26 protein-coding genes and 1 pseudogene are annotated in these 25581 nt (G+C 71.7%); 9 read left to right on the forward strand and 18 right to left on the reverse strand.

The genetic code is table 11. The features are described from left to right. Positions 1-220 precede the first annotated feature (220 nt). A complete protein-coding gene (locus tag F8271_RS16615; RefSeq protein WP_151490676.1) occupies positions 221-919 on the reverse strand; it encodes a hypothetical protein in 699 nt (232 codons plus the stop codon). Between the two features lie 270 nt (positions 920-1189). Between F8271_RS16615 and F8271_RS16620 the strand changes: the two genes are divergently transcribed. Together F8271_RS16620 and F8271_RS33840 are read left to right on the forward strand one after the other, a co-directional pair. Further along, complete coding sequence (locus F8271_RS16620) at positions 1190-1456, forward strand: DUF1223 domain-containing protein (protein WP_151490677.1); 267 nt, start codon at positions 1190-1192, stop codon at positions 1454-1456. 17 nt (positions 1457-1473) lie between these two features. Then, the gene (locus tag F8271_RS33840; protein WP_255473703.1) at positions 1474-1599 is read left to right on the forward strand and encodes a hypothetical protein; all 126 of its coding nucleotides are present in this window, start codon (positions 1474-1476) and stop codon (positions 1597-1599) included. A gap of 67 nt (positions 1600-1666) precedes the next feature. On the opposite strand, the gene F8271_RS16625 is transcribed toward F8271_RS33840, so the two are convergent. Together F8271_RS16625 and F8271_RS16630 are read right to left on the reverse strand one after the other, a co-directional pair. Continuing rightward, complete coding sequence (locus F8271_RS16625) at positions 1667-2998, reverse strand: endo-1,4-beta-xylanase (RefSeq protein WP_225854579.1); 1332 nt, start codon at positions 2996-2998, stop codon at positions 1667-1669. Between the two features lie 352 nt (positions 2999-3350). After that, on the reverse strand, positions 3351-5132 hold the full coding sequence (locus tag F8271_RS16630; protein WP_151490696.1) for a family 43 glycosylhydrolase: 1782 nt from the start codon (positions 5130-5132) through the stop codon (positions 3351-3353). A 561-nt stretch (positions 5133-5693) separates the two neighbouring features. On the opposite strand from F8271_RS16630, the gene F8271_RS33215 reads away from it, so the two are divergent. After that, positions 5694-5852 carry an AbfB domain-containing protein gene (locus tag F8271_RS33215; RefSeq protein WP_255473704.1) on the forward strand — a complete coding sequence of 53 codons (159 nt, stop codon included), beginning with the start codon at positions 5694-5696 and terminating at the stop codon, positions 5850-5852. Positions 5853-5858: 6 nt separating this feature from the next. On the opposite strand, the gene pdxY is transcribed toward F8271_RS33215, so the two are convergent. Next, complete coding sequence (pdxY, locus tag F8271_RS16640; RefSeq protein ID WP_151490679.1) at positions 5859-6710, reverse strand: pyridoxal kinase PdxY; 852 nt, start codon at positions 6708-6710, stop codon at positions 5859-5861. Positions 6711-7011: 301 nt separating this feature from the next. Here pdxY and F8271_RS16645 point away from each other — a divergent pair, with 301 nt between their 5' ends. Beyond that, entirely contained in the window at positions 7012-8205 is a 1194-nt protein-coding gene (locus tag F8271_RS16645) for an endo-1,4-beta-xylanase (protein WP_151490680.1), read from the forward strand. A 46-nt stretch (positions 8206-8251) separates the two neighbouring features. Here F8271_RS16645 and F8271_RS16650 read toward each other — a convergent pair whose 3' ends face one another. The 8 genes from F8271_RS16650 to F8271_RS16685 all read right to left on the reverse strand — a co-directional run bounded on the left by F8271_RS16650 (position 8252) and on the right by F8271_RS16685 (position 16956). Beyond that, on the reverse strand, positions 8252-8581 hold the full coding sequence (locus F8271_RS16650; protein WP_151490681.1) for an NIPSNAP family protein: 330 nt from the start codon (positions 8579-8581) through the stop codon (positions 8252-8254). Further along, complete coding sequence (locus F8271_RS16655) at positions 8582-9190, reverse strand: LUD domain-containing protein (RefSeq protein ID WP_192580315.1); 609 nt, start codon at positions 9188-9190, stop codon at positions 8582-8584. Beyond that, the gene (locus F8271_RS16660) at positions 9187-10608 is read right to left on the reverse strand and encodes a LutB/LldF family L-lactate oxidation iron-sulfur protein (RefSeq protein WP_151490697.1); all 1422 of its coding nucleotides are present in this window, start codon (positions 10606-10608) and stop codon (positions 9187-9189) included. The genes F8271_RS16655 and F8271_RS16660 overlap by 4 nt, the downstream gene beginning before the upstream one ends. Before the next feature lie 20 nt (positions 10609-10628). Continuing rightward, positions 10629-11378 (reverse strand): (Fe-S)-binding protein, encoded by a 750-nt coding sequence (locus F8271_RS16665; protein ID WP_151490683.1) that lies wholly within the window; start codon positions 11376-11378, stop codon positions 10629-10631. A 19-nt stretch (positions 11379-11397) separates the two neighbouring features. Further along, the gene (locus tag F8271_RS16670) at positions 11398-12147 is read right to left on the reverse strand and encodes an SDR family NAD(P)-dependent oxidoreductase (RefSeq protein WP_151490684.1); all 750 of its coding nucleotides are present in this window, start codon (positions 12145-12147) and stop codon (positions 11398-11400) included. After that, positions 12144-12995, reverse strand: coding sequence for a fumarylacetoacetate hydrolase family protein (locus tag F8271_RS16675; protein ID WP_151490685.1), 852 nt, complete (start codon positions 12993-12995; stop codon positions 12144-12146). The genes F8271_RS16670 and F8271_RS16675 overlap by 4 nt, the downstream gene beginning before the upstream one ends. Before the next feature lie 109 nt (positions 12996-13104). Further along, complete coding sequence (locus F8271_RS16680; protein ID WP_151490686.1) at positions 13105-13989, reverse strand: MHYT domain-containing protein; 885 nt, start codon at positions 13987-13989, stop codon at positions 13105-13107. 165 nt (positions 13990-14154) lie between these two features. Next, entirely contained in the window at positions 14155-16956 is a 2802-nt protein-coding gene (locus tag F8271_RS16685; protein WP_151490687.1) for an RNA helicase, read from the reverse strand. Between the two features lie 86 nt (positions 16957-17042). On the opposite strand from F8271_RS16685, the gene F8271_RS16690 reads away from it, so the two are divergent. Together F8271_RS16690 and F8271_RS16695 are read left to right on the forward strand one after the other, a co-directional pair. Beyond that, entirely contained in the window at positions 17043-17813 is a 771-nt protein-coding gene (locus tag F8271_RS16690; RefSeq protein WP_151490688.1) for an HAD family hydrolase, read from the forward strand. A 128-nt stretch (positions 17814-17941) separates the two neighbouring features. Next, positions 17942-18859 carry a DMT family transporter gene (locus F8271_RS16695; protein WP_370461920.1) on the forward strand — a complete coding sequence of 306 codons (918 nt, stop codon included), beginning with the start codon at positions 17942-17944 and terminating at the stop codon, positions 18857-18859. On the opposite strand, the gene F8271_RS16700 is transcribed toward F8271_RS16695, so the two are convergent. The 6 genes from F8271_RS16700 to F8271_RS16725 all read right to left on the reverse strand — a co-directional run bounded on the left by F8271_RS16700 (position 18822) and on the right by F8271_RS16725 (position 23624). Then, positions 18822-19745, reverse strand: coding sequence for a diacylglycerol kinase (locus F8271_RS16700; RefSeq protein ID WP_151490689.1), 924 nt, complete (start codon positions 19743-19745; stop codon positions 18822-18824). The genes F8271_RS16695 and F8271_RS16700 overlap by 38 nt on opposite strands. Before the next feature lie 137 nt (positions 19746-19882). Further along, on the reverse strand, positions 19883-20833 hold the full coding sequence (gene tatC / locus F8271_RS16705; RefSeq protein WP_151490690.1) for a twin-arginine translocase subunit TatC: 951 nt from the start codon (positions 20831-20833) through the stop codon (positions 19883-19885). An 18-nt stretch (positions 20834-20851) separates the two neighbouring features. Beyond that, a complete protein-coding gene (gene tatA, locus F8271_RS16710; protein WP_139584298.1) occupies positions 20852-21163 on the reverse strand; it encodes a Sec-independent protein translocase subunit TatA in 312 nt (103 codons plus the stop codon). 169 nt (positions 21164-21332) lie between these two features. After that, on the reverse strand, positions 21333-21578 hold the full coding sequence (locus F8271_RS16715) for a hypothetical protein (protein ID WP_151490691.1): 246 nt from the start codon (positions 21576-21578) through the stop codon (positions 21333-21335). Positions 21579-21588: 10 nt separating this feature from the next. Next, positions 21589-22629 carry a YafY family protein gene (locus F8271_RS16720; protein ID WP_151490692.1) on the reverse strand — a complete coding sequence of 347 codons (1041 nt, stop codon included), beginning with the start codon at positions 22627-22629 and terminating at the stop codon, positions 21589-21591. Next, a complete protein-coding gene (locus tag F8271_RS16725; protein ID WP_151490693.1) occupies positions 22626-23624 on the reverse strand; it encodes a YafY family protein in 999 nt (332 codons plus the stop codon). Before F8271_RS16725 ends, F8271_RS16720 begins: the two co-directional genes overlap by 4 nt. A 129-nt stretch (positions 23625-23753) precedes the next feature. Here F8271_RS16725 and F8271_RS33220 point away from each other — a divergent pair. From F8271_RS33220 to F8271_RS16735, 3 genes and pseudogenes are all read left to right on the forward strand, one after another. Further along, positions 23754-24194, forward strand: a pseudogene (locus F8271_RS33220) (cation diffusion facilitator family transporter); the annotation flags it as partial. A 151-nt stretch (positions 24195-24345) separates the two neighbouring features. Beyond that, on the forward strand, positions 24346-24765 hold the full coding sequence (locus F8271_RS33225; RefSeq protein ID WP_225854582.1) for a cation diffusion facilitator family transporter: 420 nt from the start codon (positions 24346-24348) through the stop codon (positions 24763-24765). Positions 24766-24826: 61 nt separating this feature from the next. Next, the coding region (locus F8271_RS16735) for a DUF3866 family protein (RefSeq protein ID WP_151490694.1) at positions 24827-25581 on the forward strand (755 nt) is incomplete at its 3' end.

Genomic DNA, 25581 nt, shown 5'->3' on the forward strand with positions numbered 1-25581 from the left:
CTCGCCGGACGCGCCAACATCGCCCACGCCCGCCGAGACCTCCACGACCGCACCGACACCTTCGCCGTCTACGGCATCTAACAAACCATGATCAAACCGGACACTCCCGAACAACGCCGGGGCCGTGGCCCCGGCCCGGCCCCGAACACCCTTAAAGAGCCTCTGCCAGACAGCCAAGATCACAGCGAGTTAGCCAACAGATCCCTTGTGAACGCCCTGGTCACCGCAGCGACTGACTCGACGATGCAGGGAATTGCTGCGCCCCAGCCGGACGACTAACGACGCTCCCGCTTGGGGGCCGGCCCCCGTATCCGATCGACGAGCTCAAGCCGGCTACGTTCGCCACTCTAGCAGGACCACTCGCCTCTTTGAAGCCCCTGGTGAAGCTACTCGCGTTTGATGTAACCAACTGGACACTGGCATACCGGTAAATTGCGACTTCATCGATTACGGCTGCCTTTCCTCTCGCAAGATTGCGGTATGACTCGAGATCAGATTTGGCCTCCTTAGTCACATCGAGCTTTGTTTCCCTGTCCGCATGGGCCTCCATTCTACTCAGGCCCGAGAGAGCTGACTGCACCTCTTCCAGCGGAATCAAAGAGACGCCCACGCGCGGGCAGAGCTTGTCTATCTGAATACCGGCAAGCGCGGTGTAGTCATCGCGGATTTCGGCGACAGCATCAGAGAGTTCCAGCTGTCGAGTCGGGTTGAACTCCTGGTGCCCGAGAATTTTCCCGATTTTTTCCGCCTCATCACCACCACTCCGCGAAAAAACCGCGTACAACAAACGCTCAAGGCGCCCTTTGCGCTTGTCCTTTGATTCGAAGAATGATTCTTCAGTAAAGGCCCTGTAAAGCATGCCCGCTCGGACGTACGGTTCTTGTTCATCGCTGCCTCTGGGCTTTTCAGCTTGATGCATGACCCCCCCAACAAATAGGACTTGCCACTTTCGACTGTCAGTCGTGCAGGTTAGCTATGCGCGCTATGGCATCCGACCAACCCAAGCGTCGTGTTGCTCCCCCTGCCACGCCTACCGCGAGCACTGCACCACCAACGATGCAACGAGATAGGGCGCGCTTCGGTTCACGACCTCAACCGCGCCGGCGCTGGTGGGGAGGTCACGCTACGTGGCAACGCCCCGTAACGGGAACCGCAGACCCGCCAGCAGGCCCGTGGAAGAAGACGCGCCGTGACGGACCCGTCGACCGGTTTCGCCGTCGTGGGGCTGTTCACCTCCCAGGCTCGAGTTGCCCGCGCGTTCGGCCCCGGGCGCCTCTACACCCCGCAGATGATCGTCAACGGCACGGCGGAGTTCGTCGGGTCCGACCGGCGACGGGCGGCCGACACGATCGCGTCCGTGCTGACGTCGGCCGCCACCACGCCCCTCGCGCTGCCGGTGCGGAACCGTGACGGGGGCCGTCGGGTGGAGGTGGACTACCAGGCCGAGCGGCGCTGAACGCGGGGCAGGGCCGGGTGGATCTGCGGACGCCGCCGGACCTGGACCCCCGGCAGGCCGCGGTGGTCGGCTACGTGCAGCACGACGGCAACCAGGCCGTCGTGGGTGCCACGGCGATCGAACTGCCCGTCGCGTCCGAGTGAGGCGGCCCCCGCAACAGGCGGGTCGGTGCGGAGGACCGGTGGTGGTCCTCCGCACCGACGCCGTAATTCAGCTGGCCGAGCAGGTGGGGGTCAGGCCGGCTCCGCTGCCGTTGCCCTGGAAGCCGAACTCGGTGACCTGGCCCGCGCCGAGCCGCCCGTTGTAGTCCACATTGGTGAACCGGACGGCGCCGGTGGAGCCACTGGCCGTGGCGCTCCAGGTGTTGGTGACGCTCGCACCACCCGGAAGCGTCATGCTGACGGTCCAGCCGTTCGTGCCGGACGAACCGGCGGTCACCGTCACGGTGGCCACGAATCCACCGGTCCACGAGTTCAGCGACACCGACGCGGAGCATCCACCCGGGCCCGGCGGCGGGGTCGTGGGCGAAGGCGTGGTGCCGCCGGCGTTGAGGGCATTGAGGACGGAGGTGTACGCGGCCTTCTTGTTGCCGCCGCAGTCGAACAGCAGGGCGTTGTCCGATCCTCGCCAGGAGTCGCAGTCGCGCACGCCCCACACCGTGATGCCGGTGCAGCGCGAGACGGCCAGGCAGGCCCGGGTGACCGTGCCGTAGATATTGGCCTGGTTGCCGCCGGTCATCACGTCCAGCTCGGTGATCTGCACGTCCACGCCGAGATCGGCGAAACGCTGCAGGTTCGCCTGGTAGTCACCGGGAATCGTGGTGCCCAGGTGCGACTGGAAGCCGACGCAGTCGATCGGCACGCCACGCGACGTAAAGTCCCGCACCATGTTGTAGACGCCGGTCGACTTCGCGTTGATGCCATCGGTGTTGTAGTCGTTGTAACACAACTTCGCACCCGGATCCGCGGCCCGCGCGGCCCGGAACGCCGCCTCGATCCAGTCATTGCCAGTGCGCTGCAGGTTCGAATCACGCCGACCACCGCCGCCACCATCGGCGAACGCCTCGTTCACCACATCCCAGGCATAGATCTGCCCCCGGAAATGCGTCGCCACCTGAGTGACATGGTTGATCGCCGCACTGCGCAACGCGCTGCCGGACATCCCCTGCGCCCAGCCCGGCTGCTGCCCGTGCCAAAGCAGGGTGTGACCCCGCACGCTCATCCCGTTGGCGCGCGCGTGACTGACCAGACGATCACCACCGGTGTAGCTGAACCGGCCCTGCTGCGGCTCGGTGGCGTCCCACTTCATCTCGTTCTCGGCCACGACACTGTTGAACTCGCGGTTCAGGACGGTCACGTACGTGTTGTCGGACAGCTTGCCGGTCGCGACGGCCGCGCCGAAGTAGCGGCCCTTCTCGGCCGCCGACGCCCCGAGGGTCGTCCCGGCACTGGCGGCGGTGGACAGCGTCATCGCCATCCCGGCGGCGAGCACGCCGGTGACGGCGATGGTCACCGCCGCTCGCAGGGCTCTTGCGTGGTTCATGTGGGTTCCTTCTCTGTGGTGGTGTTCCAGCGGTGAAGGTGCGGCGTCGGAGGCGTCGACGATGTCGACGCCGGTCCGACCACGTTTTCGTCCCAAGCTGGCGAGACCATGACGGGCAAGAGCCCGGTCGCCGTCAACGGCACCCACTGATGGGAGTCCTGACACGACGCCCGGCATGCCCTGGGCGGACGTCGTGCTCCGAGGTACGGCCAGCGGGCTCGCCCGGTGAACCTCGGGTGCGGCCGTCCTCAACCATCGACTGTGAGCGATAACATGCCGTTCGTCAAGTCGTAACGAATGGCGGTGCGTCGGGTGCCGGAGCCGCACGCAGGCGACCCCGGCACCCCGTGCGTCACTGCAACGAGACGTCGTCGACGAGGAGGCTGTCGGTCCCCTCCGCGGTCTCGACGTAGAAGATGGCACCGGTCAGCGTCCCGCTCCACGACGCGGTCGCGGTGCCGGTGAGCTGGGTCCACCCGTTGGCGTTCACCCCGGTCGCCGGGGTCAGTTGCAGGTAGTTCGTCGTGCCGTTGGCGGTCAGGGAGAGGGTCGCCTTCGCCGACGGCGTTCCGCTCTGCGACCGTACCCAGACGCTCGTGGTGTAGCTCTTGCCGTTGGTGAGCTTCGACGTCACGTCCTGGCCGGGGCCGTTCCACGACGCGGTCCGGCCGGTGATCGACAGGGAGCCGGTGCCGCCGTGCACGACGGCCGTGTTCGACGACAATGTGCCGCTGCCCACCACACCCCAACCCGTCGTCCCGCTCTCCAGGTTGCCGTTGGTCAGCAGGTTGCCACCGCTGCCGCCGGTGCCGCTGAACTGCCACCAGTTCACGTTGAACAGGTTGCCGCTGCCACCCGCGAAGCGGAGGAACACGTCGCGCGTCCCGGTCGCCCCGCTCACCGCGCAGGTGCTGGTGGTCCAGGTCTGCCAGCCACCGGTGACCGGAACGGTGCAGGTACCCACCAGCGGGCCGGTGCTGTTGTCGAGCCGCACCTCGATGCGGCCACCGCTGCCCGCCGAGGCGACCCGGGCGGCGAACGAGGTCGCGCCCGCGCCGAACGCGACGCCCTTGACCTTGATGTAGTCGCCGTTCTCGATCCAGCCGACGTTCATCCCGCCCTCACTGGACGGTTCCGTCTCGATGCCGGAGCCCCAGGCGATCGTCTCGGCCTCCTGCCGCACGTACGGGTTCAGCGTGCCCACCTGCGGCGCACCCGTGGTGGTCATGTTGATCGTCGGGAAGGTGCCGTTGGAGTTGTAGCTGAACTTCTCCACCGCGACCGAACGGGTGTAGCCGCCACCACCGGGCAGGGCGCCGTTGTGGTAGAAGAAGTACGAGCCGCCGTTGACGTCGACGACGCCGGCGTGGTTGGTGAAGCTGCCGCCCTGCCGGGGCATGATGGTGCCCCGGTAGGTCCACGGTCCGGTGGGGCCGGGGGCCGTCGAGTAGGCGATGAACTCGGAGCAGCACTCCGCCGCGAACACGTTGTAGTACGTGCCGTTGCGCTTGTAGACCCAGGGCCCCTCCTCGTAGAGGGTGGGCCTGCTCGCGTTGCCGTTTCGGGTGCCGAATCCGGCGGTGGTGAGAGCGATCCTCGTCGCCGCACCGGAGTAGGAGATCATGTCCGGGTTGAGCTTGACGTACCACAGGTTCGGGTTGCCCCAGTACAGGTACGCCTGACCGTCGTCGTCGATGAACACGGTCGGATCGATCTCGCCGTTGCCCACCAGGGGTCGGCCGATGGCGTCGCGGAACGGTCCGGTGGGGCTGTCGCCCACCGCCACGCCGATCGCCATCGAGTTGGTCGCCCGGTTGGTCACCGGCACGTACCAGTAGAACCTGTCGTTGCGGGCGACGACCTGGCCGGCCCACGCGTTCGCGCTCGCCCAACTGAAGGTGCTGATGTTCAGTGGCGAGCCGTGGTCGGTCCAGTTGACCATGTCGGCGGAGGACCAGACCCGCCACTCCTTCATCGTGAAGTACGTGGAGCCGTCCTCGTCGTGGCCGGTGTAGAGGTACACCCTGCCGTTGTGCACCAACGGGGCCGGATCGGCGGTGTAGATGTGCTGGACGATCGGGTTGTCCGCCCTGGCCGTGCCCGGGACCAGTGCGAGGACGCAGACCAGGCTCATCAGCCAGGCGATGCCGCGCCTGGCGCCGGACCTGCTGCGTGCTGTGGTTCGGTGTGCCACCTTCACGGTTACTCCCTGAGAGGGTCGCGGCGGCCTGCCGCGACGCCGGCTGCCGATCGACCGGATCCCATCCCGGACCGTGATCGACGTGATTGCTCGTGATCTGTTAGCGCTAACACCTTGCCAAGGGCACCTCCCGAGCCCGATTGTCGCCTGCTTGACCTGGGATTTCAGGGTGTGCAATATCAACGACGTAATCGCGTTGCCGCATTGTCGTATCGACGCTGACATCTAAGATTTACGATGGACCGTACTGAGCGGCACGCCGGCCGTCAACGGAGGAACCGCACGTCTCGCGCTGACCCTCCGTCACGGACGACGGCGGATGGCGTCGACACGCGGCGCGACCGCGCCCCGGATCGGCCGCCGTCCGGGCCTGCGGCCGGTGCGCACCCGGGAGCATCGCCGCGGTGGCACCCCGGGCGGCGTCGGTGCCGACCGACAAGGGGTTGCCAGGGCTCGCACCCACCCGAGCCGCTACCCATCCAGATGTGGCGAACGGTGCCCGGCCTCGCCGACGCCACCTGGACGTCGTTGCGCTCCTACAACGTCCCGACCCGCTACCTGCGACACGCCACCTACCTGCCGCGCATCGACCCGCTCAGCGGCAGTTCGAGCGCCGGTGACCGGCAGGACGCCACCTTCCGGATCACCTCGTAGGTCGCCTCAGCGCAGTCGCCGGGCGGCGAACCGCGCCGGCGGCGCGGCGATCGCGTCCTGGGCAGCGATGAGCTGGATCTCCCGGGTGCCCGCCGCGAGGGTGGCCTCCAGGACGGCGAAGACGGAGGAGACGGTGCGTTCCAGCGCCGTCGCGGGCGAACCCGTCGTGCACAGGTGCGCGAGGTAGAGCGCCGCGGTGACGTCGCCGCCACCGTTCGGGTTGATCGGCAGCAGGGGCGTGGTCACCGACCAGGCGCCGTCGTCCGAGACGGCCACCACCTCCAGTGATCCCGCCGGCACGTCGGCGTGCAACACGCTGGTCACCAGCACGTGCCGTGGCCCGGTCGCGCGTACCGCGTCGACCGCGTCCAGCACCTCGGCCAGGGTGGTGGTCGCGCGGCCGGCGAGGAAGTCCAACTCGAAGTGGTTCGGGGTGATGATGTCCGCGCGCGGGACCACGACGTCGCGCATGTACTCCGGGATGCCCGGGCGGACGAACATGCCCCGGCCGACGTCGCCCAGCACCGGGTCGCAGCAGTACACGGCGTCCGGGTTGGCCGCCTTGACGGTGTCCACCGCGTCGAGGATCACCGCGCCCATCGCCGGGTCGCCCTGGTAGCCCGACAGCACCGCGTCGGCGCTGCCGAGGACCCCCCGGTCCGCGATCCCCGCGATCACCTCGGCCACCTGGGCCGGATCCAGCAGCGGCCCGCGCCACGCGCCGTACCCGGTGTGGTTGGAGAAGTGCACGGTCAGGACCGGCCAGACCTCGTGCCCCAGCCGTTGCAGGGGGAATGCGGCGGCGGAGTTGCCGACGTGGCCGTAGGCGACCGACGACTGGATGGACAGGATCTTCACCGGACCATCATGGCCGGTCCCGTCAGTGCCCCGCGTCCTGCCCGGCGATTCTGTCCGCTGGCCCACACCGCGCCCTCCGCCGCCGAAACTTTCGGTCGCGCTCCACCCGACCGGATCGCAGGTCATCGGACGTATTTCCGAAAATTTCCACGGTTGACGCCGGACATCGATCGGCTTAACGTTTCGGGCACGTTTCCGGCCCCGCTCCGGAACGACCGGCACCGGCCCCGCACATCCGCACCGGACCCGAACTCTCGCGCCCATGATCGAAGATTGTCGATCAACGTCGAAGGGAAGGCAGATGAAGCCAAGGCAGTGGCTCACCGTCGGGGTGGTCGCCGTCGCGACCGTCGCGGCGCTGAACACCGTGCCGGCCACCGCGAGCCGGCCGTACGACCCGACCACGCAGAGCCTGGCGACGCTCGGCCAGCGCCACGGCCTGCACATCGGCACCGCCGTGAACGCCACGGCCCTCAACGACGCCACCGACCCGCAGTACCGCCGGCTGGCCAGCACCGAGTTCTCCTCGGTCACCGCGGAGAACGCGATGAAGTGGGAGAGCCTGGAGCCCACCCGCGGCACCTACAACTGGGCCGAGGCCGACCAGCTCGTCGAGTTCGCCAAACGCAACCGGCAGAGCGTGCGCGGTCACGTGCTCGTCTGGCACAACCAGTTGCCCACCTGGCTGACCAGCGGCGTCGCCGACGGCTCCATCAGCAAGCAGGAGCTCCGCGAGCTGCTCCGCAAGCACATCACCACGGTCGTCAACCGCTACAAGGGCAAGATCTGGCAGTGGGACGTGGTCAACGAGGCGGTCAGCGACCCGTGGGACACCCCGTCCACGCTGCACTACAAGGGTTTCTGGGCGCAGAACCTGGGCCCCGGCTACATCGCCGACGCGTTCCGCTGGGCGCGCGCCGCCGACCCGAAGGCGCTGCTGTTCTACAACGACTACAACATCGAGACGTTCGGCTCCGGCAACCCCGCCGACGACAAGACGCAGTTCGTGTACGACATGGCCAGAGACCTGCTCCGGCAGGGCGTCCCGATCGACGGCGTGGGCTCACAGGGCCACCTCGGCACCCAGTACGGCAACTTCGACACCCTCCAGGTGACCGCCGCGCTGAAGAGGTTCGCCGCGCTGGGCCTCGCCACGGCGTTCACCGAGGTGGACGTCCGCAGCCAGATGACCGAGGCGGTCCAGGCCGGCGACGCGAACGAGATCAACCCCCGTCTGCAGGCGTCGGCCGCCAACTTCAGCGTGCTGATGAAGGCGTGCCTCGCCGTACGGAGCTGCCTGTCGTACACCGTCTGGGGTTTCACCGACAGGTACTCGTGGGTGCCGGACTGGTTCAACGACCCCCCGGAGGGTCTGGCCACCATCTATGACGAGAACTACCAGCCCAAGCGGGCGTACCAGGAGCTGAAGTCCGACCTGATCGTCGCCGGGCCGCCGTACGTCCTGCCCCGCGGCACGCCCAGGCCGCGCCGCTGAGCTGACACGGACCGTGCGGGGTCCACCCTTCCCCGCACGGTCCGCGTCAGCGCGCGGCGGCCGCTCCGTCGTCCGGCAGGAGTGGACGCATGAAGGTTCGTTCGTAGCGCAGCACACAGCCCGACTCGTCGCGGATGCGGTCCGCCGCCACGAAATCCGGGTCGCTGCCGAAACGGACCCGGTACCGCTCGTACGCCGCCAGGCTCTCGAAGCTGAACAGCGCCTCGGCCCGATCGCTGGCGCCCTCGGCCGGCAGGAAGTAGCCGTGGTGCACACCACCGTGCCGGGCCACGAGCTCCATCCACGCGCGGGCGAAACGCTCGAACGCCTCGATCTGCGCCGGGTCGATGGTGTAGTGCACGACGCACGTGATCATTCATTCACGATAGGGCAGCAGGATGACGTGCAGCTGGCGCGGGCCGTGCACACCCTCCACCCGGATCAGTTCGATGTCGCTGGTGGCCGAGGGACCGCTGATCCAGGTCAGTGGACGGTGCGGCGTCAGCCGGGCGAGCGCTTCCGGCACGGTGGCCACCACCTGGTCGGCCCGGAGCACGCACACGTGCCGGTCCGGCAGCAGACTGAGCACCCGCCGCCCCTGGTCGGGCGAGCCGTCGAGGACGACCGTGCCGGTCTGGGCGACGGCGACGGCGGCGCCGGTGACGACGGCGTCCGCGGCGCCGATCCGCATGTTGTCGAGGCCGTCGTCGGGCAGGGCGGTCACCGTCGGCGGCAGCCAGGCCGGGGGCAGACCCGGGGGTACGACGACGGTGCCACCGGCCGGCAGGATGTCGGCGATCGTGTCGGCGACGGCGGCCTCGACGACCCGGTGCACGTGCGCCCGGTAGTCGGTCAGCCGCTCCACCAGCTGGTCGAGGTCGAGTGTGCCGGTGTGCCGGTAGTCGCGCGGCACCTCGACCGGGGCATGGGCGCCGGAGGCGAGTGCGGCCCGCAGTCGGCCGAGGACGAGATCCCGGGCGCTCATCGGTCGGCCCACCACTCGCGGAACGTCTGCGCCGGCGGCTCCGGCAGGTCCCGGCTGCCGGTCCAGCCGTTCAACGGCGGCGGCAGACCCCGTCCGCGCCGGCCGGCGACCCGGCTCATGCGGGCGGCGCGCTGCGCGGCCTCGTACAGCCGGGGATGATCCATCGTGTACGCGGCGGCGGCCATCGCGATCGACTCGGCGGTGGGCCGGCGACGCGCGTCGACCGCCTCGGCACGCAGGTGCACCAGCACCTCCGGAATATTGATCTTCACAGGGCAGGCGTCGTAGCAGGCACCGCACAGCGTCGACGCGTACGGCAGGGAGGCGTTGTCGTCGATGCCGGTGAGCTGGGGCGACAGCACGGCACCGATCGGCCCCGGATACACCGACCCGTACGCGTGCCCACCGGCACGCTCGTACACCGGGCACACGTTGAGGCAGGCCGAGCAGCGGATGCACCGCAACGCCTGCCGCCCGACCTCGTCGGCGAGCACCGCGCTGCGCCCGTTGTCCAACAGGACCAGGTGGAACGCCTGCGGCCCGTCGCCCGGGGTGACCCCGGTCCACATCGACGTGTACGGGTTCATCCGCTCCCCCGTCGACGCCCTGGGCAGCAGTTGGAGGAACACCTCCAGGTCCCGCCAGGTCGGCACGACCTTCTCCACGCCCATCACCGTGATCAACGTTCGGGGCAGGGTGAGGCACATCCGCCCGTTGCCCTCGGACTCCACCACGGCCAGGGTGCCGGTCTCGGCGACGGCGAAGTTCGCCCCGGACACCGCGACGGGCGTACTCAGGAACGTCTCCCGCAGAAAGCGGCGCGCGGCGGCGGCGAGGGCCGCCGGATCGGCGGTCAGCTCCGGGTCGACGCCAGGCATCTCGCGCAGGAAGATCTCCCGGATCTCGGCCCGGTTGCGGTGGATCGCGGGAACCAGGATGTGGCTCGGCCGGTCGTCGCCGAGCTGCACGATCAGCTCCGCCAGGTCGGTCTCGACGGCGGTGACGCCGGCGGCGTGCAGTGCCTCGTTGAGGCCGATCTCCTGGGTGGCCATCGACTTGACCTTGATGACGCGGTCCGCGCCGGCCGTCCGGACGAGGTCGGTCACGATGGCGTTGGCCTGCACCGCGTCCGCCGCCCAGTGCACCACCCCACCGGCCTCGGTGACCCTCGCCTCGAGCTGTTCGAGCAGCTCCGGCAGCCGGTGCAGGGTGTCGGCCTTGATCGCCGCGCCGGCCGCCCGCAACTGCTCCCAGTCCGACTGTTCCGCGATCACGCCGGCGGACTTGGCGCGGATCGTGGTCGTCGCGTGCCGGAGGTTGCGCCGCAGTTGCGGGTCGGTCAGGCTGCGTCGCGCGGCCGCCGGGAACGACTCGTCGCCGCGCAGGTGCCCCACGCCGGGCGGGGCGGTCGTCGGCATACCGAGGAACGTCCGGCGGGTCACCGTCGCACCGCCGATTCCTGCTCGGTCGAGGCCAGGATCTCGGCGAGGTGCACCGTCCGCACGCCGGTCCGCAGCCGGGACAACCCGCCGCCGATGTGCAGGAGACAGGAGGCGTCGCCGGCGGTGCACACATCGGCGCCGGTGGAGAGCACGTGGCGCATCTTGTCCGCCAGCATCGCCGTGGAGGTCTCCGCGTTCTTCACGGCGAACGTGCCGCCGAACCCGCAGCACTGCTCCGCGGCCGGCAACTCGACCAGGTCGAGGCCGCGCACCGCCGCCAGCAGCGTCCGCGGCCGGTCGGCGACCCGCAGCATCCGCAACGAGTGGCAGGTCGGGTGGTACGTCACCCGGTGCGGGTAGTACGCGCCGACGTCCGTCACCCCGAGCACGTCGACCAGCAGCTCGGACAACTCGTAGGTGCGCGCCGCCACCGACTCGGCCCGACTGGTCAACGCCCGGTCGCCGGCGTGCCGGGCCACCATCGCGTGCTGATGCCGCACCGCCCCCACGCACGAGCCCGACGGCGCGACGATCACGTCGTACGGGTCGAAGACCCGTACGTGCCGGCGCACCAACGGCACCGCGTCGGACCGGTAGCCGGTGTTGGTGTGCATCTGCCCGCAACAGGTCTGCCCCGGCGGAAAGACCACCTCGTGGCCCAGCCGTTCCAGCAGGCGCACCGTCGACGTCGCCGCCTGCGGGAACATGGTGTCGGCCAGGCAGGTCACGAACAGCGCGATCCGCACGGCACACCCCCGACCGTCGTCACGGCCGCACCCGCAGGTGGGTGACTCCACCGTCGACGTCCAACACCGTACCCGTGGTGGAACCCGCCCTCGGCGACGCGAGGTAGACGATCGCGTTCGCGACCTCCTCCGGCGTCACCAGGCGTCCGATCGGCTGGCGGGCCCGCAGCGCCACCCGCTCGGCGGCCGGATCCTCCGCCTGCGCCAGCAGACGCCCGACCCACGGTGTGTCCGCCGTACCGGGGCACACGCAGTTGACCCGGATGCCCTCGCGGACGTGGTCGGTGGCCATGGCGAGGGTCAGCGACAGCACCGCACCCTTGCTGGCCGAGTAGAGCGCCCGCCCCGGCAGGCCGTTGAGCGCGGCGATGGACGAGACGTTGACGACCGACGCGTGCTCGGAGCGGCGCAGCCACGGCAGGGCCTCGCCGACGACTCTCGCCATGCCGACCACGTTGACGTCGAGCACGCGGTGCCACTCGTCGTCGCTGTTGTCGACGACGGTGCCGGTCGCTCCGACCCCGGCGTTGTTGACCACCACGTCGATGCCGCCGAGCGCGTCGGCGGCCGCGGCAACCGCCGTCGCCACCGACGGACGGCTCGCCACGTCGGCGGCGAAGCCGGCGATGTCCTCGGCGAGCCCGCTCGGGTCGAGGTCGAGGACGGCCACCCGGGCACCCCGGGCGCGCAGCTCCTCGGCGGTGGCGCGACCGATGCCGGACGAGCCACCCGTGACGATCGCGCTCAGCCCGGCGAACTCCCCGCTCATGCCGCCACCAGCGTCTGGCGCGCCCGCCCCAGGCCGGTGATCTCCAGCTCCACCACGTCACCGGCGCGCAGGTACGGATGATCCGGCAGCCCGAGTGCCACCCCGGCCGGCGTCCCCGTGTTGATCACGTCGCCGGGATACAGGACCATGAACTGGCTGAGATACCAGACGACGTGCGCGACCGGAAAGATCATGTCCTTGGTCGTGCCGTCCTGGCGGAGCAGCCCGTTGACCCACAACCGCAGCGACAGCGCCTGCGGATCGTCCACCTCGTCCGCCGGCACGAGGCACGGCCCCAGCGGGTTGAACGTCTCGCAGCTCTTGCCCTTGTCCCACTGACCGCCGCGCTCAAGCTGGAAACCACGCTCCGAGACGTCGTGCGACACCGCGTACCCGGCGACGTGCCGCAAAGCGTGCTCCGGGGACCCGGCGTAGCGAACGGTCGTACCGATGACGACCGCGAGTTCGACCTCCCAGTCGGTCTGCGTCGAGCCGCGCGGGACGTGGACGTCGTCGAACGGCCCGACCATCGTCATCGGGTCCTTCATGAAGACCACCGGCTCGGCGGGGAGCGGCGCACCCGTCTCCGCGGCGTGGTCACGGTAGTTCAGTCCAATGCAGACGATCTTGTTGGGGCGCGCGATGGGCGCCCCAACCCGCAGTGTGTCCGCGTCGGGCAGCTCGACCAACTCGCCGCGGTCGAGCGCGGCCCGGGTACGCGCGATCCCGTCCGACGACCAGAACGCCCCGTCCAGATCGGCGGTGAGGGTGCGCAGGTCGAAGGTCGTACCGTCACGCTGGACGACCGGGATCTCCCGACCGGCCGGGCCGAGGCGCAGAAAGTTCAACTCTGTCTCCTCTGTGGTTGCCGGTGCCGAGCCGCTGTCGAGCGGCTCTCACATTCAACACCGACACCACCTGCGGATGGCAGAGCGGGAGACCTGACGCCGGGATCGCCTACCGGGGCGGGTTGTCCCGCCGGGACGGGAACGGAGTGCCGGGCTGGCCGAGGGTGGAGCGGGCACGCAGCCCGACCGGGTCCGGTGCCGCGGTGGGTGCCGCCGGGGCCGGCTCGGGCAACCGCCGTGCGTCCAGGTACGCGGCGGCGGCCCGGTCGTCGTCGGTGGGGGCGGCGAGCAGCGCGTAGAGCAGACCGACCACCCCGAAAATCACCGCGAGGACGATCGGCACCAGCAGCGCGCCCACGCTGGCGCCGGTCACCGCACCACGGGTCTCGTGCTGGTGCACCGAGACCGCGCTCATGCCGGTGAAGTGCATGCCGTTCACGGCGACGCCCATCACCAGCGCGGAGCCGAAGATGGCCACCGCGCGGCGGACGGTCATCGCGAGCCACAGCGCGACGGTGGCCGCCACGACCGCGATGACCACCGAGAGCACGACCCGGGTGGTGTCGTAGCCGAGGTCGCCGTTGAGGCGCATCGCCGCCATGCCGGTGTAGTGCATGGCGGCGACGCCGGCGCCGGTGAAGATGCCGCCGGCGATCAGCCGTGCCGGGTTCAGGCGGCCGGTGCCGACGATGGCCAGGCCGATGCCGACCGCGACCACGGCGATGGCGGTGCTGGCGGCGGTGAGCGGCACGTCGTAGCGGATCCGGGTGCCGTCGACGGCGAAGCCGAGCATGGCCATGAAGTGCATGGCCCAGATGGCGGTGCCGCCGAGCGCCCAGGCGGCCAGCAGGCCCCACCAGGCGCGCTGCCCGGCGGTGCGGGCCGTACGGATGCGCCCGGCGCAGACCAGCCCCAGGATCGACCCGAGCACGGACAGCGCGTAGCTCAGCGCGGGCGTGATCCACCCGTACTCAAAGTGATTGATCTCCGCCACGGCGGTCTTCTCCCCATTCGTTACCGGCGCGTAAACACGGCGCTCGGGCCATGATCAGGGGTGCTCCGAGCAGCCGCAACAGCGCCCCCCGGGCTATCCGGGGGGTGCCGTCGCGGTGACCGTCCGATGCGTCGATTCGATAGCGGCGTTGACCGAAAGTGATGATCAGGCGGAGGTGTGGTACGCCAGTACACCCCGGTTGATGGCCGCTATCGCCTGCCGGGCGGTGGAGCGCAGCTCCGGCGACGCGCCCCCGGAGTCGGAAAGCTGACCGAGCAGGTCGACCACCTGCCGCGCCCAGCGGACGAAGTCACCGGCCGGCATCTCGCCGTCGATCTCGTGCCCGCTGCCGAGCACCTTGGCCAGCGCCTCACCCCGCGCCCACCGGAAGACCGGCCAGGCGAAACCGAGATCCGGTTCGCGGGTCGCGGTCAGGCCCCGGGCCGCCTCGTCGGCCTCGATCTCGCCCCACAGCTTCAGCGTCTCGTCGACCGCGTCGGCCACCGGGCCACGCGGCAACGACGCGCGCTCGTCGACGTCGCGGCGCGCCTCGAAGACCACCACGGACACCGCGGCGGCCAGTTCAGCCGGGGAGAGGCCGTCCCACACGCCCCGGCGCAGGCACTCGGCGACCAGCAGGTCCGCCTCCGTCCAGATCCGCCCCAGCATCCGGCCGGCGTCGGTCACCGCACCGTCGCCGGCGAGGTAGCCACGGTCGGTCAGCAACGCGACGATCCGGTCGAACGTGCGAGCGAGCGACCCGGTACGCCCGGAGACCCGCTCGCGCAGCTCCTCGGTGTCGCGCTCCAGCCGTCGGCGTCGCTCCGCCCACCGGGCGTGCTCCTCCCGCTCCGGGCAGGCGTGACAGGGGTGGCGGCGCAGCTCACCGCGCAGTTGGGTGAGCCGGTGGTCCTCGCCGGCCACCTGCCGGGAACGGCCGCCCCGGCGGCCACCGTGCCGGTCCAGGCCGGTGCCGCTGACCTCGGCGGCCAGATCCCGGCGGGCACCCGGCGACCGGTGGTTGAAGTGCTTGGGCACCCGGATGCGGGCCAGCACCTCGGCCGGGGTGGTGAAGTCGCCGGGGCTGACCCGACCCGCCCAGCGGTCCTGGGTGAGCACCAGCGGCCGGGGTTCACCGAACCCGCCGGTGGCCGGGTCCAGCACGACGGCCAGGCCGGCGCGGCGGCCGGACGGCACCCGGATCACGTCGCCGACGCGTAGCCGCTCCAACGACGCCACGGCGGCGGCCTTGCGCTGCGTCTGCCCCTGCCGGGCGATGGCCTTCTCCCGGTCGGCGATCGCCACCCGCAGCGCGAAGTACTCGTCGAAGTCGCCGTGGTGGCAGGCGGCCTCCGCGCCGTACGCCTCGATGGTCTCGGTGTTGCGCTGCACCTGCCGCGCCAGGCCGACCACCGACCGGTCCGCCTGGAACTGGGCGAACGACGACTCCAGCAACGCCCGGGCGGGTTCCGCGCCGACCGTGCCGACGAGGTTCACCGCCATGTTGTACGAGGGCCGGAAGCTGGAGCGCAGCGGGTAGGTGCGGGTGGAGGCGAGCCCGGCCACGTGCCGCGGGTCGGTCTCCGGGGACCACACCACGACGGCGTGCCCCTCGACGTCGATGCCCCGCCGGCCGGCCCGACCGGTGAGCTGCGTGTACTCCCCCGGGGTCAGGTCGACGTGCGCCTCGCCGTTGTATTTCACGAGGCGTTCCAGCACCACGCAGCGCGCCGGCATGTTGATGCCCAACGCGAGGGTCTCGGTGGCGAAGACCGCCTTGACCAGACCGCGGACGAACAGCTCCTCGACGACCTCCTTGAACACCGGCAGCATGCCGGCGTGGTGGGCGGCCAGACCGCGCTCGAGGCCGTCGAGCCACTCCCAGTAGCCCAGCACCGACAGGTCCTCGCCGGGGATGGCGGTGACCCGGGACTCGACGACCCGGCGGATCTCGGCGCGTTCGTCGGGCGAGGTGAGCCGCAGGCCGGCGGCCAGGCACTGCTGCACCGCGGCGGCGCAGCCGGCCCGGCTGAAGATGAACAGGATCGCCGGCAGCAGACCCTCCCGGTCCAGCCGGTCGACGATGTCGGGGCGCATCGGGCCGCGCCACCGGGGGCCGCGCCGACCGGAGCCCGGCCCGGCGCTGCGGCCCTCCCCCAGCTCCAGGCGGCGCATCTGGTCGCGGGTGTAGCGCAGCAGCTCCGGGTGCACGTCGTGCTTGCGGGCCGCGTCGGCGTCGTGGAACAGGTCGAACATCCGCTTGCCGACCAGCATGTGCTGCCACAGCGGCACCGGCCGGTGCTCGCTGACCACCACGGCGGTCTCGCCGCGCACGGTGACCAGCCAGTCGGCGAACTCCTCCGCGTTGGAGACGGTCGCCGACAGCGAGACCAAAGTGACCGAGGCGGGCAGGTGGATGATCACCTCTTCCCACACGCCGCCGCGGAACCGGTCGGCCAGGTAGTGCACCTCGTCCATCACCACGTACGCCAGCCCCTGCAGGGTGCTGGAGCCCGCGTAGAGCATGTTGCGCAGCACCTCGGTGGTCATCACCACCACCGGCGCGTCGCCGTTGATCGCGTTGTCACCGGTGAGCAGGCCGACCTGCTCGGCGCCGTACCGGGCGACCAGGTCGTGGTACTTCTGGTTGGACAGCGCCTTGATCGGCGTGGTGTAGAAGCACTTGCGCCGGGTCGGCGGCGTCGCCGCGTCGTCGGCCGCCGCCGGGTCGCCGGGCCGCCCGCGCAGAGCCAGGTGTACGGCGAACTCGCCCACCACGGTCTTGCCGGCTCCGGTCGGGGCGCACACCAGAACGCCGCTGCCCCGCTCCAGCGACTGGCACGCCTCCCGCTGGAAGTCATCGAGGTCAAACCCCAGGTCAAGGGCGAACTCGTCCAGCGCCGGGAACTGTGCGGCCTGCGCGGCTCGGCGGCGCGCCGCTGAGTACCGCTCGGCGGGGCTCGACATGGCACCAAGATTAGTGCGTGCCAGGACAGGACACCCCACAAGGCCGTCCGGAGGGGTCGTCGGCGGGGGTCGGTAGGGTGCACGGCGTGCCGGACCATGCCGAACCGCCCCAGACCCCTGCGCCGGGCAGCGCCGAGGCCGCGGCCGCCCCGCGGGCGTCCCGACGGCCCGTCAAGGCGGTGCTCTTCGACTTCCACGGCACCCTCGCCCAGGTCGAGGAGCCCCGGCAGTGGGTGCTGGAGGCCGCGGCGGCCTGTGGGGTCACCCTGGACCGGGTCCGGGCCACCTCGCTGGCCGACCGGCTGCTGACCGCCGGGCGCGCCGGAGGGCCACTGCCGGCGCGGGTGCCGCCCCGGCTGGCCGAGCTGTGGGCCGACCGGGATCTCTACCCGCACGCCCACCGGGGCGCGTACACCGGTCTCGCGGAGACCGTCGACGCGGGCATCGAGGGCTTCGCCGACGCTCTCTACGAGCGGCTGCTGATCGCCGAGGGTTGGCTGCCGTACCCGGACACCGCCCCCACGTTGGCCGCGCTGCGTGACGCCGGGGTGCGGGTGGCGGTGGTCAGCAACATCGGCTTCGACCTGCGGCCACACTTCGACGCCTGGGGCCTGACCGACCTGGTCGACGCGTTCGTGCTGTCGTACGAGGTGGGGCGCTGCAAACCCGACCCGGCGATCTTCTGGCGTGCCTGCGGGATGCTGGGCGTCGACCCCGAGCAGACGCTGATGGTCGGCGACACCCCGGCGGACGCGGGCGCGGTCGCCGCCGGCTGCGCGGTGCTGGTGCTCCCGGCCGCCGACCCGGGTCGGGAGAACGGGCTCGGCGCCGTCCTGGACCTGGCCCTGCCCGCCTGACCCGCGGCTGCGGTGCCGTCGGACGGGCATGCGGCTCACCGGTAGCTCGCCGTCGCCGTACCGGCCGCCCTCCGCCGTCAGGATGGTGGACACCGCCGGAAGGTGGGCGACGGCGACCGCCTAGCGTCGTGCCCGTGACCGACACCCTGCTGCCCACACCGCGACCGGCCGACGCGCCTCTGCAGCGCCGTGGTGGCGTCGCCGCCGTGGGGCTGGTGCTCGGCGGGGCGCTGTCGGTGCAGTTCGGCTCCGCCGTGGCCGCGCTGATCTTCCCGCGTACCGGGGTGGCCGGCGCGGTGACCCTGCGGCTGACGATCTCGGCGATGCTGCTGCTCGTCGTGTGCCGGCCCCGACTGCGCGGGCACGACCGGTCGGCCTGGCTGGCGGCGGGCGGCTTCGGGTTGGCGCTGGCCGGCATGAACTCGCTGTTCTACCAGGCCATCGAACGCATCCCGCTCGGTCCGGCGGTCACCCTGGAGGTGCTGGGGCCGCTGGCGCTGTCGGTGTGCACGGCCCGCCGGCTGGTCAGCTGGTGCTGGGCGGGTCTCGCCCTGGCCGGGGTGGCGCTGCTCGGGCAGGGCGGCTTCGACCGGCTCAACCCGGCCGGGGTGGCGTTCGCGTTCGGCGCGGGCGCGATGTGGGCCGCGTACATCGTGCTGAGCGCCCGGGTCGGCGGCCGGTTCCCGGGCGCGGACGGGCTGGCCCTGGCGCTGACCGTCGCCGCGCTGGTGACCCTGCCGCTGGGCATCGTCGACGGCGGCGCGGTACTGCTCGACCCGCCGGTCCTGGCACTCGGTACGGCCCTCGCGGTGCTCGCCTCCGGCCTGCCGTACACGCTGGAGCTGCTGGCGCTGCGCCGGATGCCCACCGCCACCTTCGCGGTGCTGATGAGCCTCGGCCCGGCCATCGCCACGCTCGCCGGGTGGCTGGTGCTGCGTCAGGCGTTGACCCTGCTGGAGTGCGCCGCCATCGTGCTGGTCATCGTGGCGAGCATCGGCGCGGTGCGGGTCAGCGCAGCAGCTTCAGGGCGCCCGGCACGGCGCTGATCGTCACCGGCAGCTTCAGGGAGCGTTCCCCGTCGGCGTACGTGGTGATGCCCTCGCCGGCCAGCTCCACGGTGCGGGCCCGGTAGCTGGTCACCAACGGGTGGCTGACGTGGGTGCCCTGGTAGATGCGCGGCTTCACCCGGATCAGGGTCCGCCGGTTGACCCGGCCCGCCACCACCACGTCCAGCAGCCCGTCGGTCGGGTCGGCATCGGGGCAGATGCGCATCCCACCGCCGTAGGTGGGGCAGTTGCCCACCGCCACCAGCACCGCGTCCAGCTCGTGCGGCACCCCGTCGAGGCGCAGCGTGTAGCGGCGGGGCCGCAGCCGGGCCAGCTCGACCACGATCGCCAGGTCGTACCGGCGGGGGCCGCGCGGCCAGCGCATCCGGTTGGCCCGCTCGTTGACGATCGCGTCGAACCCGGCCGCGAGGACCGCCCCGTACCAGCGTTCGACGCCGTCGGCGCCGGTCATCCGGGCCAGGTCCACCACGTGGGTCCGGCCGGCACGCAGCGCGTCGGCGATGACCGCCACCGCGGCGAGCGGATCGGCGGGAAAGCTGGTGTCCAGCGCGAAGTCGTTGCCGGTGCCCGCCGGCACCGGCCCGAACGGCACGCCGGTGCCCGCGACCGCCTGCAACGCGCGATGCACGGTCCCGTCCCCGCCGATCGCGACGAGCGCACCGGCGCCCTCGGCGACCGCGGCACGGCACGCCGCCTCCGCCTCGGCGGGACTGGACGCCGACAGCAGCCGGACCGGCCGGCCGGCGGCGGCCAACCCGTCCAGCAGCCGGGGCAGCACGGCGCGGTGGCGTCCCCGCCCCGCGGTCGGGTTGGTGAGCACGGCGACCGGGCCGGGCAGGTGATCGTCTGCGGTCACGGGCAGCACCGTACCGGTCGGTCACCCGCCGTTCACCGGGGGCAGGCACCGTCACGGCCGGTCCCGGCGCCGGCGCGGCGGGTGACGCGCCGACGCCGCCCCCGGACAACGGGGACGGCGTCGGCGAACCGGGCGGCGCGCAGCCGTCAGGTCATGTCGTCGTAACGACGCTCGATCGGCGCTGGCTTCGCGATCGGCTCGGGCGCACCGATCGGCGCGGACGCGTCGACCCGCTGCCCGGCCACGACCGGATCCGCGTCGTACTCCAACGGCGACACCTCGTCGTCGTCGATGCCGGCGTAGATCTCCTTGCCACGCCCGCGCCGCCGGTCGTTGATGAAGGCGATGCCCACCGCACCGAAGTAGAGCGCGGACAGGCAGATCGCCAGGGCGGTCATCCCGAACGGGTCCGGGGTGGGGGTGACCACGGCGGAGAACGCGAAGAACACGAAGATCGCCACACGCCACCAGCTGAGCAGCCGCTTCGCGCTGGCGATGCCCACGAAGTTGAGCATCAGCACGATCAACGGGAACTCGAACGCCACACCGAACAGCAGGATCAGGTTGGTGACGAAGGAGATGTACTTGGTGATCTCCAGTGTCGTGCTGATCTCGCTGTCCGAGATGCTGAGCAGGAACTCCAGGCCCTTGGCCGTGACGAAGTACGCCAGCACCGCACCGGCCGCGAACAGCGGCGCGGCCAGGGCGGTGAAGAAGTACGCGTAGCGCCGCTCGTGCCGGTGCAACCCGGGCGCGATGAACGCCCAGAGCTGGTAGAGCCACACCGGCGCGGCCACGATCAGGCCGACCCAGAGCGCGACCTTCAGGTTGAGCAGGAACAGGTCGGCCGGGCCGAGCTGCACGAACTCACACTTGCCGTTGACGATCCGGGCCTGCGGCAGGTCACAGTAGGGCTGCTGCAGCAGGTGCAGCACCGGCTTGGCCAGCCACACGCCCAGGCCGAAGCCGATCAGGATCGCCACGGACGCGCGGAAGAGACGGTTGCGCAGCTCGCGGACATGCTCGATGAGCGTCATCGAACCGTCGGCGGCCCGCTGGAAACTGCTCGGGCCGCGTTTACGCAGTGCGAAGGCCACGGGACTCGGGCCCTTCGGTCAGTTGTCGCGGACGCGGTGCACCGGGTCGACGACCGGCTGCTGCGGCGGGGCCTGGTACGGAGCCTGCTGCGGCTGACCGGCGTACGGCGCCTGCTGCCCGGCGTGCGGCGGCAGCGGCTGGTAGCCGGCCTGCGCGTCGGCCTTCTCGGCGAGGTCGCGGTCGTCGTCCTGCAGGCTCTTGGTCTCGGCCTTGATGATCCGCAGCGAACGGCCCAGCGAACGGGCCGCGTCAGGAAGCCGCTTCGCGCCGAAGAGCAGGATCAGCACAACCACGAGAACTGCGATGTGCCACGGCTTGAGGGCACCCATGAGAAGCTCCAGTCGCTCTGTGTCCGGGGGTGGTACGCAGCCCATCGTACGTGCGGATCGGTCGGTTGCCACCCGCCGGGTGGTGGTGGTCCGCCCCGGCCGGTGAAGTCTCGACCAACGCGTGATGATCCGTCAACCGCCGCGGGTGGGGTGCGGCGACGCCGGTCGGTCAGCCGCGCTTGGCCTTGATCACCGCGAGCCGCCGCTGCGCGGTGTCGAGCTGCCGCTGGACCCCCTCGGCGCGTTCCTGCAACGCCTCGGCGGACTCCCGCAGCGTGTCGGCCTCGGCGGCCCGCCGCTGCAACGCCACGGCCGCCCGGCGCAGACGGGGCAGCCGGGTCAGCACCGGACGCACGGCCAGCGCCAGCGCCACGAGCGGGAGCAGCACCACCGCGAGCACGATCCAGATCAGCACGGCGGCCAGCCTACTTGGTGCGGCCCGCCACCGCCGGGTCGCCCGACGGCGCGCCACCGAGCACCGCCGGGTCGACGGCCGCGGGCACCGCGTACGCGTCCAGCGCGGCGGCCGCCGTCGCCCGGACCTGCTCGGCCAACTCGGGCGGGGACACCACGGTGACCTCCGGGCCGAGCCCGAGCACGAACCGACGCGCCCACCCCAGGTCGGTCACCCGCAGCGAGACGAGCCACTGGTCGCCGTCGCCGGCCTCCACCCGCTCGCACGGGTAGTACTCGGTGATCCACCGCTCACCCCGTCCGACCCGCAGGGTGATCAGCGGCAGGTCGGGCGAGGGACGGAAGACGCCCTCGGTGAGATCGTGCGGCACGGCCTGCGGCGGCACCGTCGCCGGCTCGTCCAACTCGGTGATCGCGTCGATCCGGTCGGCCCGGAACAGCCGGACCGCCTCCGCGCGTCGACACCACGCCTCCACGTACGCCCGGCCACCGACCATCAGCACCCGCAGCGGGTCGATGACCCGTTCGGTGGTCTCGTCCCGGGCCACCGTGTAGTAGGTGATCCGCAGCGCCTTCCCGCCCTCCACGGCCGCGCGCAGCGCCTCCACCCGCCGGTTGTCCCCAGGCAGCCGGACCGCCACCGGCGCGCCCACCAGGTCGCCCGCGTCCTCGATCTTGGCGAGGGCCCGCTCGACGGCCTCCCGGTTGGCCACCCCGGGCGTCTCGGCGAGCATCCGCAGCGCCACCACGAGCGCGAGGGCCTCGTCGGGGGTGAGCCGCAGCGGCCGGTCGATACCGGCGTCGTAGGTGATGGTCACCCGGTCACCGTCGAAGGCCATGTCGATCAGGTCACCGGGGCCGTACCCGGGCAGGCCGCACACCCAGAGCAACTCCAGGTCCTCCCGGAGCTGCCGCTCGGTGACACCCAGGTCACCGGCCGCCTCGGCGATCTCGATGCCCGGCCGGGCCAGCAGGTACGGCACCAGGTTGAGCAGCCGGGCCAACCGGTCGGCGGACGCGCGGGAGCCACCCCGGGCGGCGGGACGGGTCACCGGGCACCTCCGGTCACGGTCAGCTCGTCGTGGCGCACGGCGATCTCCTTGAGCCGCTGGATGACCGCCTCGCGGACCTCCGGCGGGTCGAGCACCCGCACGTCCGGGCCGTACCCGACGAGGTGCCCGGCCAGCCCGTCCGGGTCGGCGTACGGCAGGACCAGCCGGTCGCCGTCGGGCCCGGCGGTCACCTCGACCGCCCAGCGGCGCAGCCCGGCGGCCCGGCCCGGCACGGCCAACACGGTGGCGCGGCCGGTCCGTTCCACCGGCCCCGACCAGCGGGCCACGTGGTTGATCAGGTCCTCACCGGCCGGCGGCTGGTAGGCGCCGGGCGCGCCGGTCACCCGGACGGCACCGACCACCCGGGACAGTCGGAAGCAGCGGGTCGCCGCGCGGTCCAGGTCGTGGCCGACCACGTACCACCGGCCGCGCCAGCAGACCACGCCCCACGGTTGGAGCCGGCGGCGGCTGGGCGCGTCGCGGTCGGGCACCCGGTAGTCGAAGCCGACCTCGCGGCGGTCCCGGGCAGCGGCGGTCAGCGGCGCGAACGCCGGGTCGACGGTGACCATCGGCTCCAGGCCGAGGGTGGCCTGCGGGTCCACGTCCACGCCGGCGGCGCGCAGCTTGGCCAGCCCGGACGACGCGGCGGCGGCCAGCCCGGCGTGCTGCCACAGGCGGGCGGCGATGCCCACCGCAGCGGCCTCGTCCGGTTCCAGGGGGATGTCCGGCAGCGCGTACTCACGGTGGGCGATCCGATAGCCCGGTTCGGCGTCGAAGGCGCTGGCCGTCCCGGTCTCCAACGGCACGCCCAGCTCACGCAGCTCGGCCTTGTCCCGTTCGAACTTGCGCTGGAACGCCTCGTGGTCCCGCGCGTCGTCGGGATCGTGCTCGTAGCCGGGCACGGTCGCGGCGATCTGCGCGGCGGTCAGGAACCGTCGCGTGGACAGCAGGCAGATCACCAGGTTGACCAGGCGTTCGGTGCGGGTCCGCGACACGGGTAGACGCTAGCAGCCGACGCGCCCGAGCCGTGCACCCGCGCGGGCGTGCCGCACATCTGTTCGGATCGGTGGTGTCGCGGGCCACTACCGCGGCGCGCCGCCACCACCGGTCATAGGGTGGCTCTCATGTCGCAAGCGGAGGCCAGGCCGGAGAGCGAGAGCGTCGGCACCGTGGTCGTCGCGGGCGCCGCGAACCTCGCCATCGCGGTGGCGAAGCTGATCGCCGGACTGATCTCCGGGTCGGCCGCGATGCTCTCCGAGGCGGCGCACTCGGTCGCCGACACCACCACCGAGGTGCTGCTCTTCCAGGCGCTGCGCCGCGGCGCCCGGCCGGCCGACCAGCGGCACCCCTTCGGGTACGGCAAGGAGAGCTACGTCTGGGCGTTCTTCGCCGCCATGTTCACCTTCGTGGCCGGCGCCGGGTTCGCCGTCACCCACGGCGTCACGACGATCCTGGTGCACGAGCACAGCGGCGACTACCTGATCTCGTACATCGTGCTCGGGGTGTCGTTCGTCATCGAGTCGATCTCGCTGGCCCGGGCGGTGCGCCAGGTACGTCGCGAGTCCCGCCGCTGGGAGACGACCCCGTGGCGGTTCCTGCGGCTGACCGCCGACACCACCGTCAAGGCGGTCTTCCTTCCTGGAGGACAGCGCGGCCCTGATCGGTCTGCTGCTGGCCGGCCTCGGCGTCGGCCTGTCGCACGCCACCGGCGACGAGGTGTGGGACGGCGTCGCGTCGATCCTGATCGGTCTGCTGCTGCTGACCGTCGCCGGGATCCTGGCCGCCAACAACCTGTCGCTGCTGGTCGGCCGGGCGGTCCCGGCGCGGCTGCGTCGGGAGATCGAGCGGGAGCTGGCCGAGCTGCCCGAGGTGGAACGCATCGACACCCTGCTCACCATGCAGCTCGGCCCGGACGACATCCTGGTCGCCGCGAAGGTCGACTTCCGCGACGAGGCCACCGGCGCGCAGATCGAGGCCACCGCCGACGAGGCCGAGCGGCGACTCACCGAGCGGTACCCGGAGATCCGCTTCGTCTTCCTCGACCCCACCCGTTCGCTGCCCGGCGCCACCGGCACCGCCCGGCACACCCAGGCCCGGCCGAGCCCGGACGCCGGCGGCGGCCCCGAGCAGACCTGAACCACGCCACGGCCCGCACCCGGGCGCGGGCCGCCGGGCACGCGCGGCTAGCGTGCCCGTCATGGTGCGATGGCGTACGGGGACGGTGGCGACGCTGCGACGGCAGTGGACCGGGGCGGTGGAACTGGACGTCGACCTGCCCGACGGCACGCGGATGCGGGCGCTGGCGTACCCGGAACTGGTCGGCACCCCCGAGCCCGGCGACCGGGTGCTGCTCAACGCGGGAGCCCTGCTGATGGGGCTGGGCACCGGCGGTTACGCCCTGGTGGTGGCCCTGCCGGACCGGTTGCCGCCGGACCCGCCGGACGCCGGTGACACCCGCGACGCCGGGCACCTCGTGAAGGCCCGGTACACGCCGCTGCAACCGATCCTGCTCGGCGTCGACGAGGAGGCCTCGCCGCACCGCGACGTGCTCGCCGACGCCGACGACCTGGCCGGCCTGCCGGTGGTCACCGCCGACCTGCACTCGGCCCTGCCGGCGATCCTGGCCGGCATCCGGGCCGACGCTCCGCACGCCCGGGTGGCGTACCTGCTCACCGACGGCGGGGCACTGCCGGCCTGGTTCTCCCGCACCCTCGCCGGGCTCCGCGGCGACCTGGCCGGCACGATCACCGTCGGGCAGGCGTTCGGCGGCGACCTGGAGGCCACCACCCTGCACGGCGGCCTGCTCGCCGCCCGACACGTGCTGCACGCGGACGTGGCCGTGGTCGCCCAGGGGCCCGGCAACCTGGGCACCGGCACCCGGTGGGGCTTCTCCGGGGTGGCCGTCGGCGAGGCCGTCAACGCGGTCGCCACGCTGGGCGGCCGGCCGGTCGG

The sequence above is a fragment of the Micromonospora sp. ALFpr18c genome, from assembly GCF_008868155.1.
Classification (GTDB): Bacteria; Actinomycetota; Actinomycetes; order Mycobacteriales; family Micromonosporaceae; genus Micromonospora.

Bases quoted from the DNA above. Each gene is read 5' to 3' on its own strand.
- F8271_RS16685 (WP_151490687.1), bottom strand. From the start codon at position 16,956: ATGTCGAGCCCCGCCGAGCGGTACTCAGCGGCGCGCCGCCGAGCCGCG.
- F8271_RS16645 (WP_151490680.1), top strand. From the start codon at position 7,012: ATGAAGCCAAGGCAGTGGCTCACCGTCGGGGTGGTCGCCGTCGCGACC.
- F8271_RS16670 (WP_151490684.1), bottom strand. From the start codon at position 12,147: ATGAGCGGGGAGTTCGCCGGGCTGAGCGCGATCGTCACGGGTGGCTCG.
- F8271_RS16630 (WP_151490696.1), bottom strand. From the start codon at position 5,132: ATGAGCCTGGTCTGCGTCCTCGCACTGGTCCCGGGCACGGCCAGGGCG.
- F8271_RS16615 (WP_151490676.1), bottom strand. From the start codon at position 919: ATGCATCAAGCTGAAAAGCCCAGAGGCAGCGATGAACAAGAACCGTAC.
- F8271_RS16660 (WP_151490697.1), bottom strand. From the start codon at position 10,608: ATGCCGACGACCGCCCCGCCCGGCGTGGGGCACCTGCGCGGCGACGAG.
- tatA (WP_139584298.1), bottom strand. From the start codon at position 21,163: ATGGGTGCCCTCAAGCCGTGGCACATCGCAGTTCTCGTGGTTGTGCTG.
- F8271_RS16650 (WP_151490681.1), bottom strand. From the start codon at position 8,581: ATGATCACGTGCGTCGTGCACTACACCATCGACCCGGCGCAGATCGAG.
- F8271_RS16625 (WP_225854579.1), bottom strand. From the start codon at position 2,998: ATGAACCACGCAAGAGCCCTGCGAGCGGCGGTGACCATCGCCGTCACC.
- F8271_RS16655 (WP_192580315.1), bottom strand. From the start codon at position 9,190: ATGAGCGCCCGGGATCTCGTCCTCGGCCGACTGCGGGCCGCACTCGCC.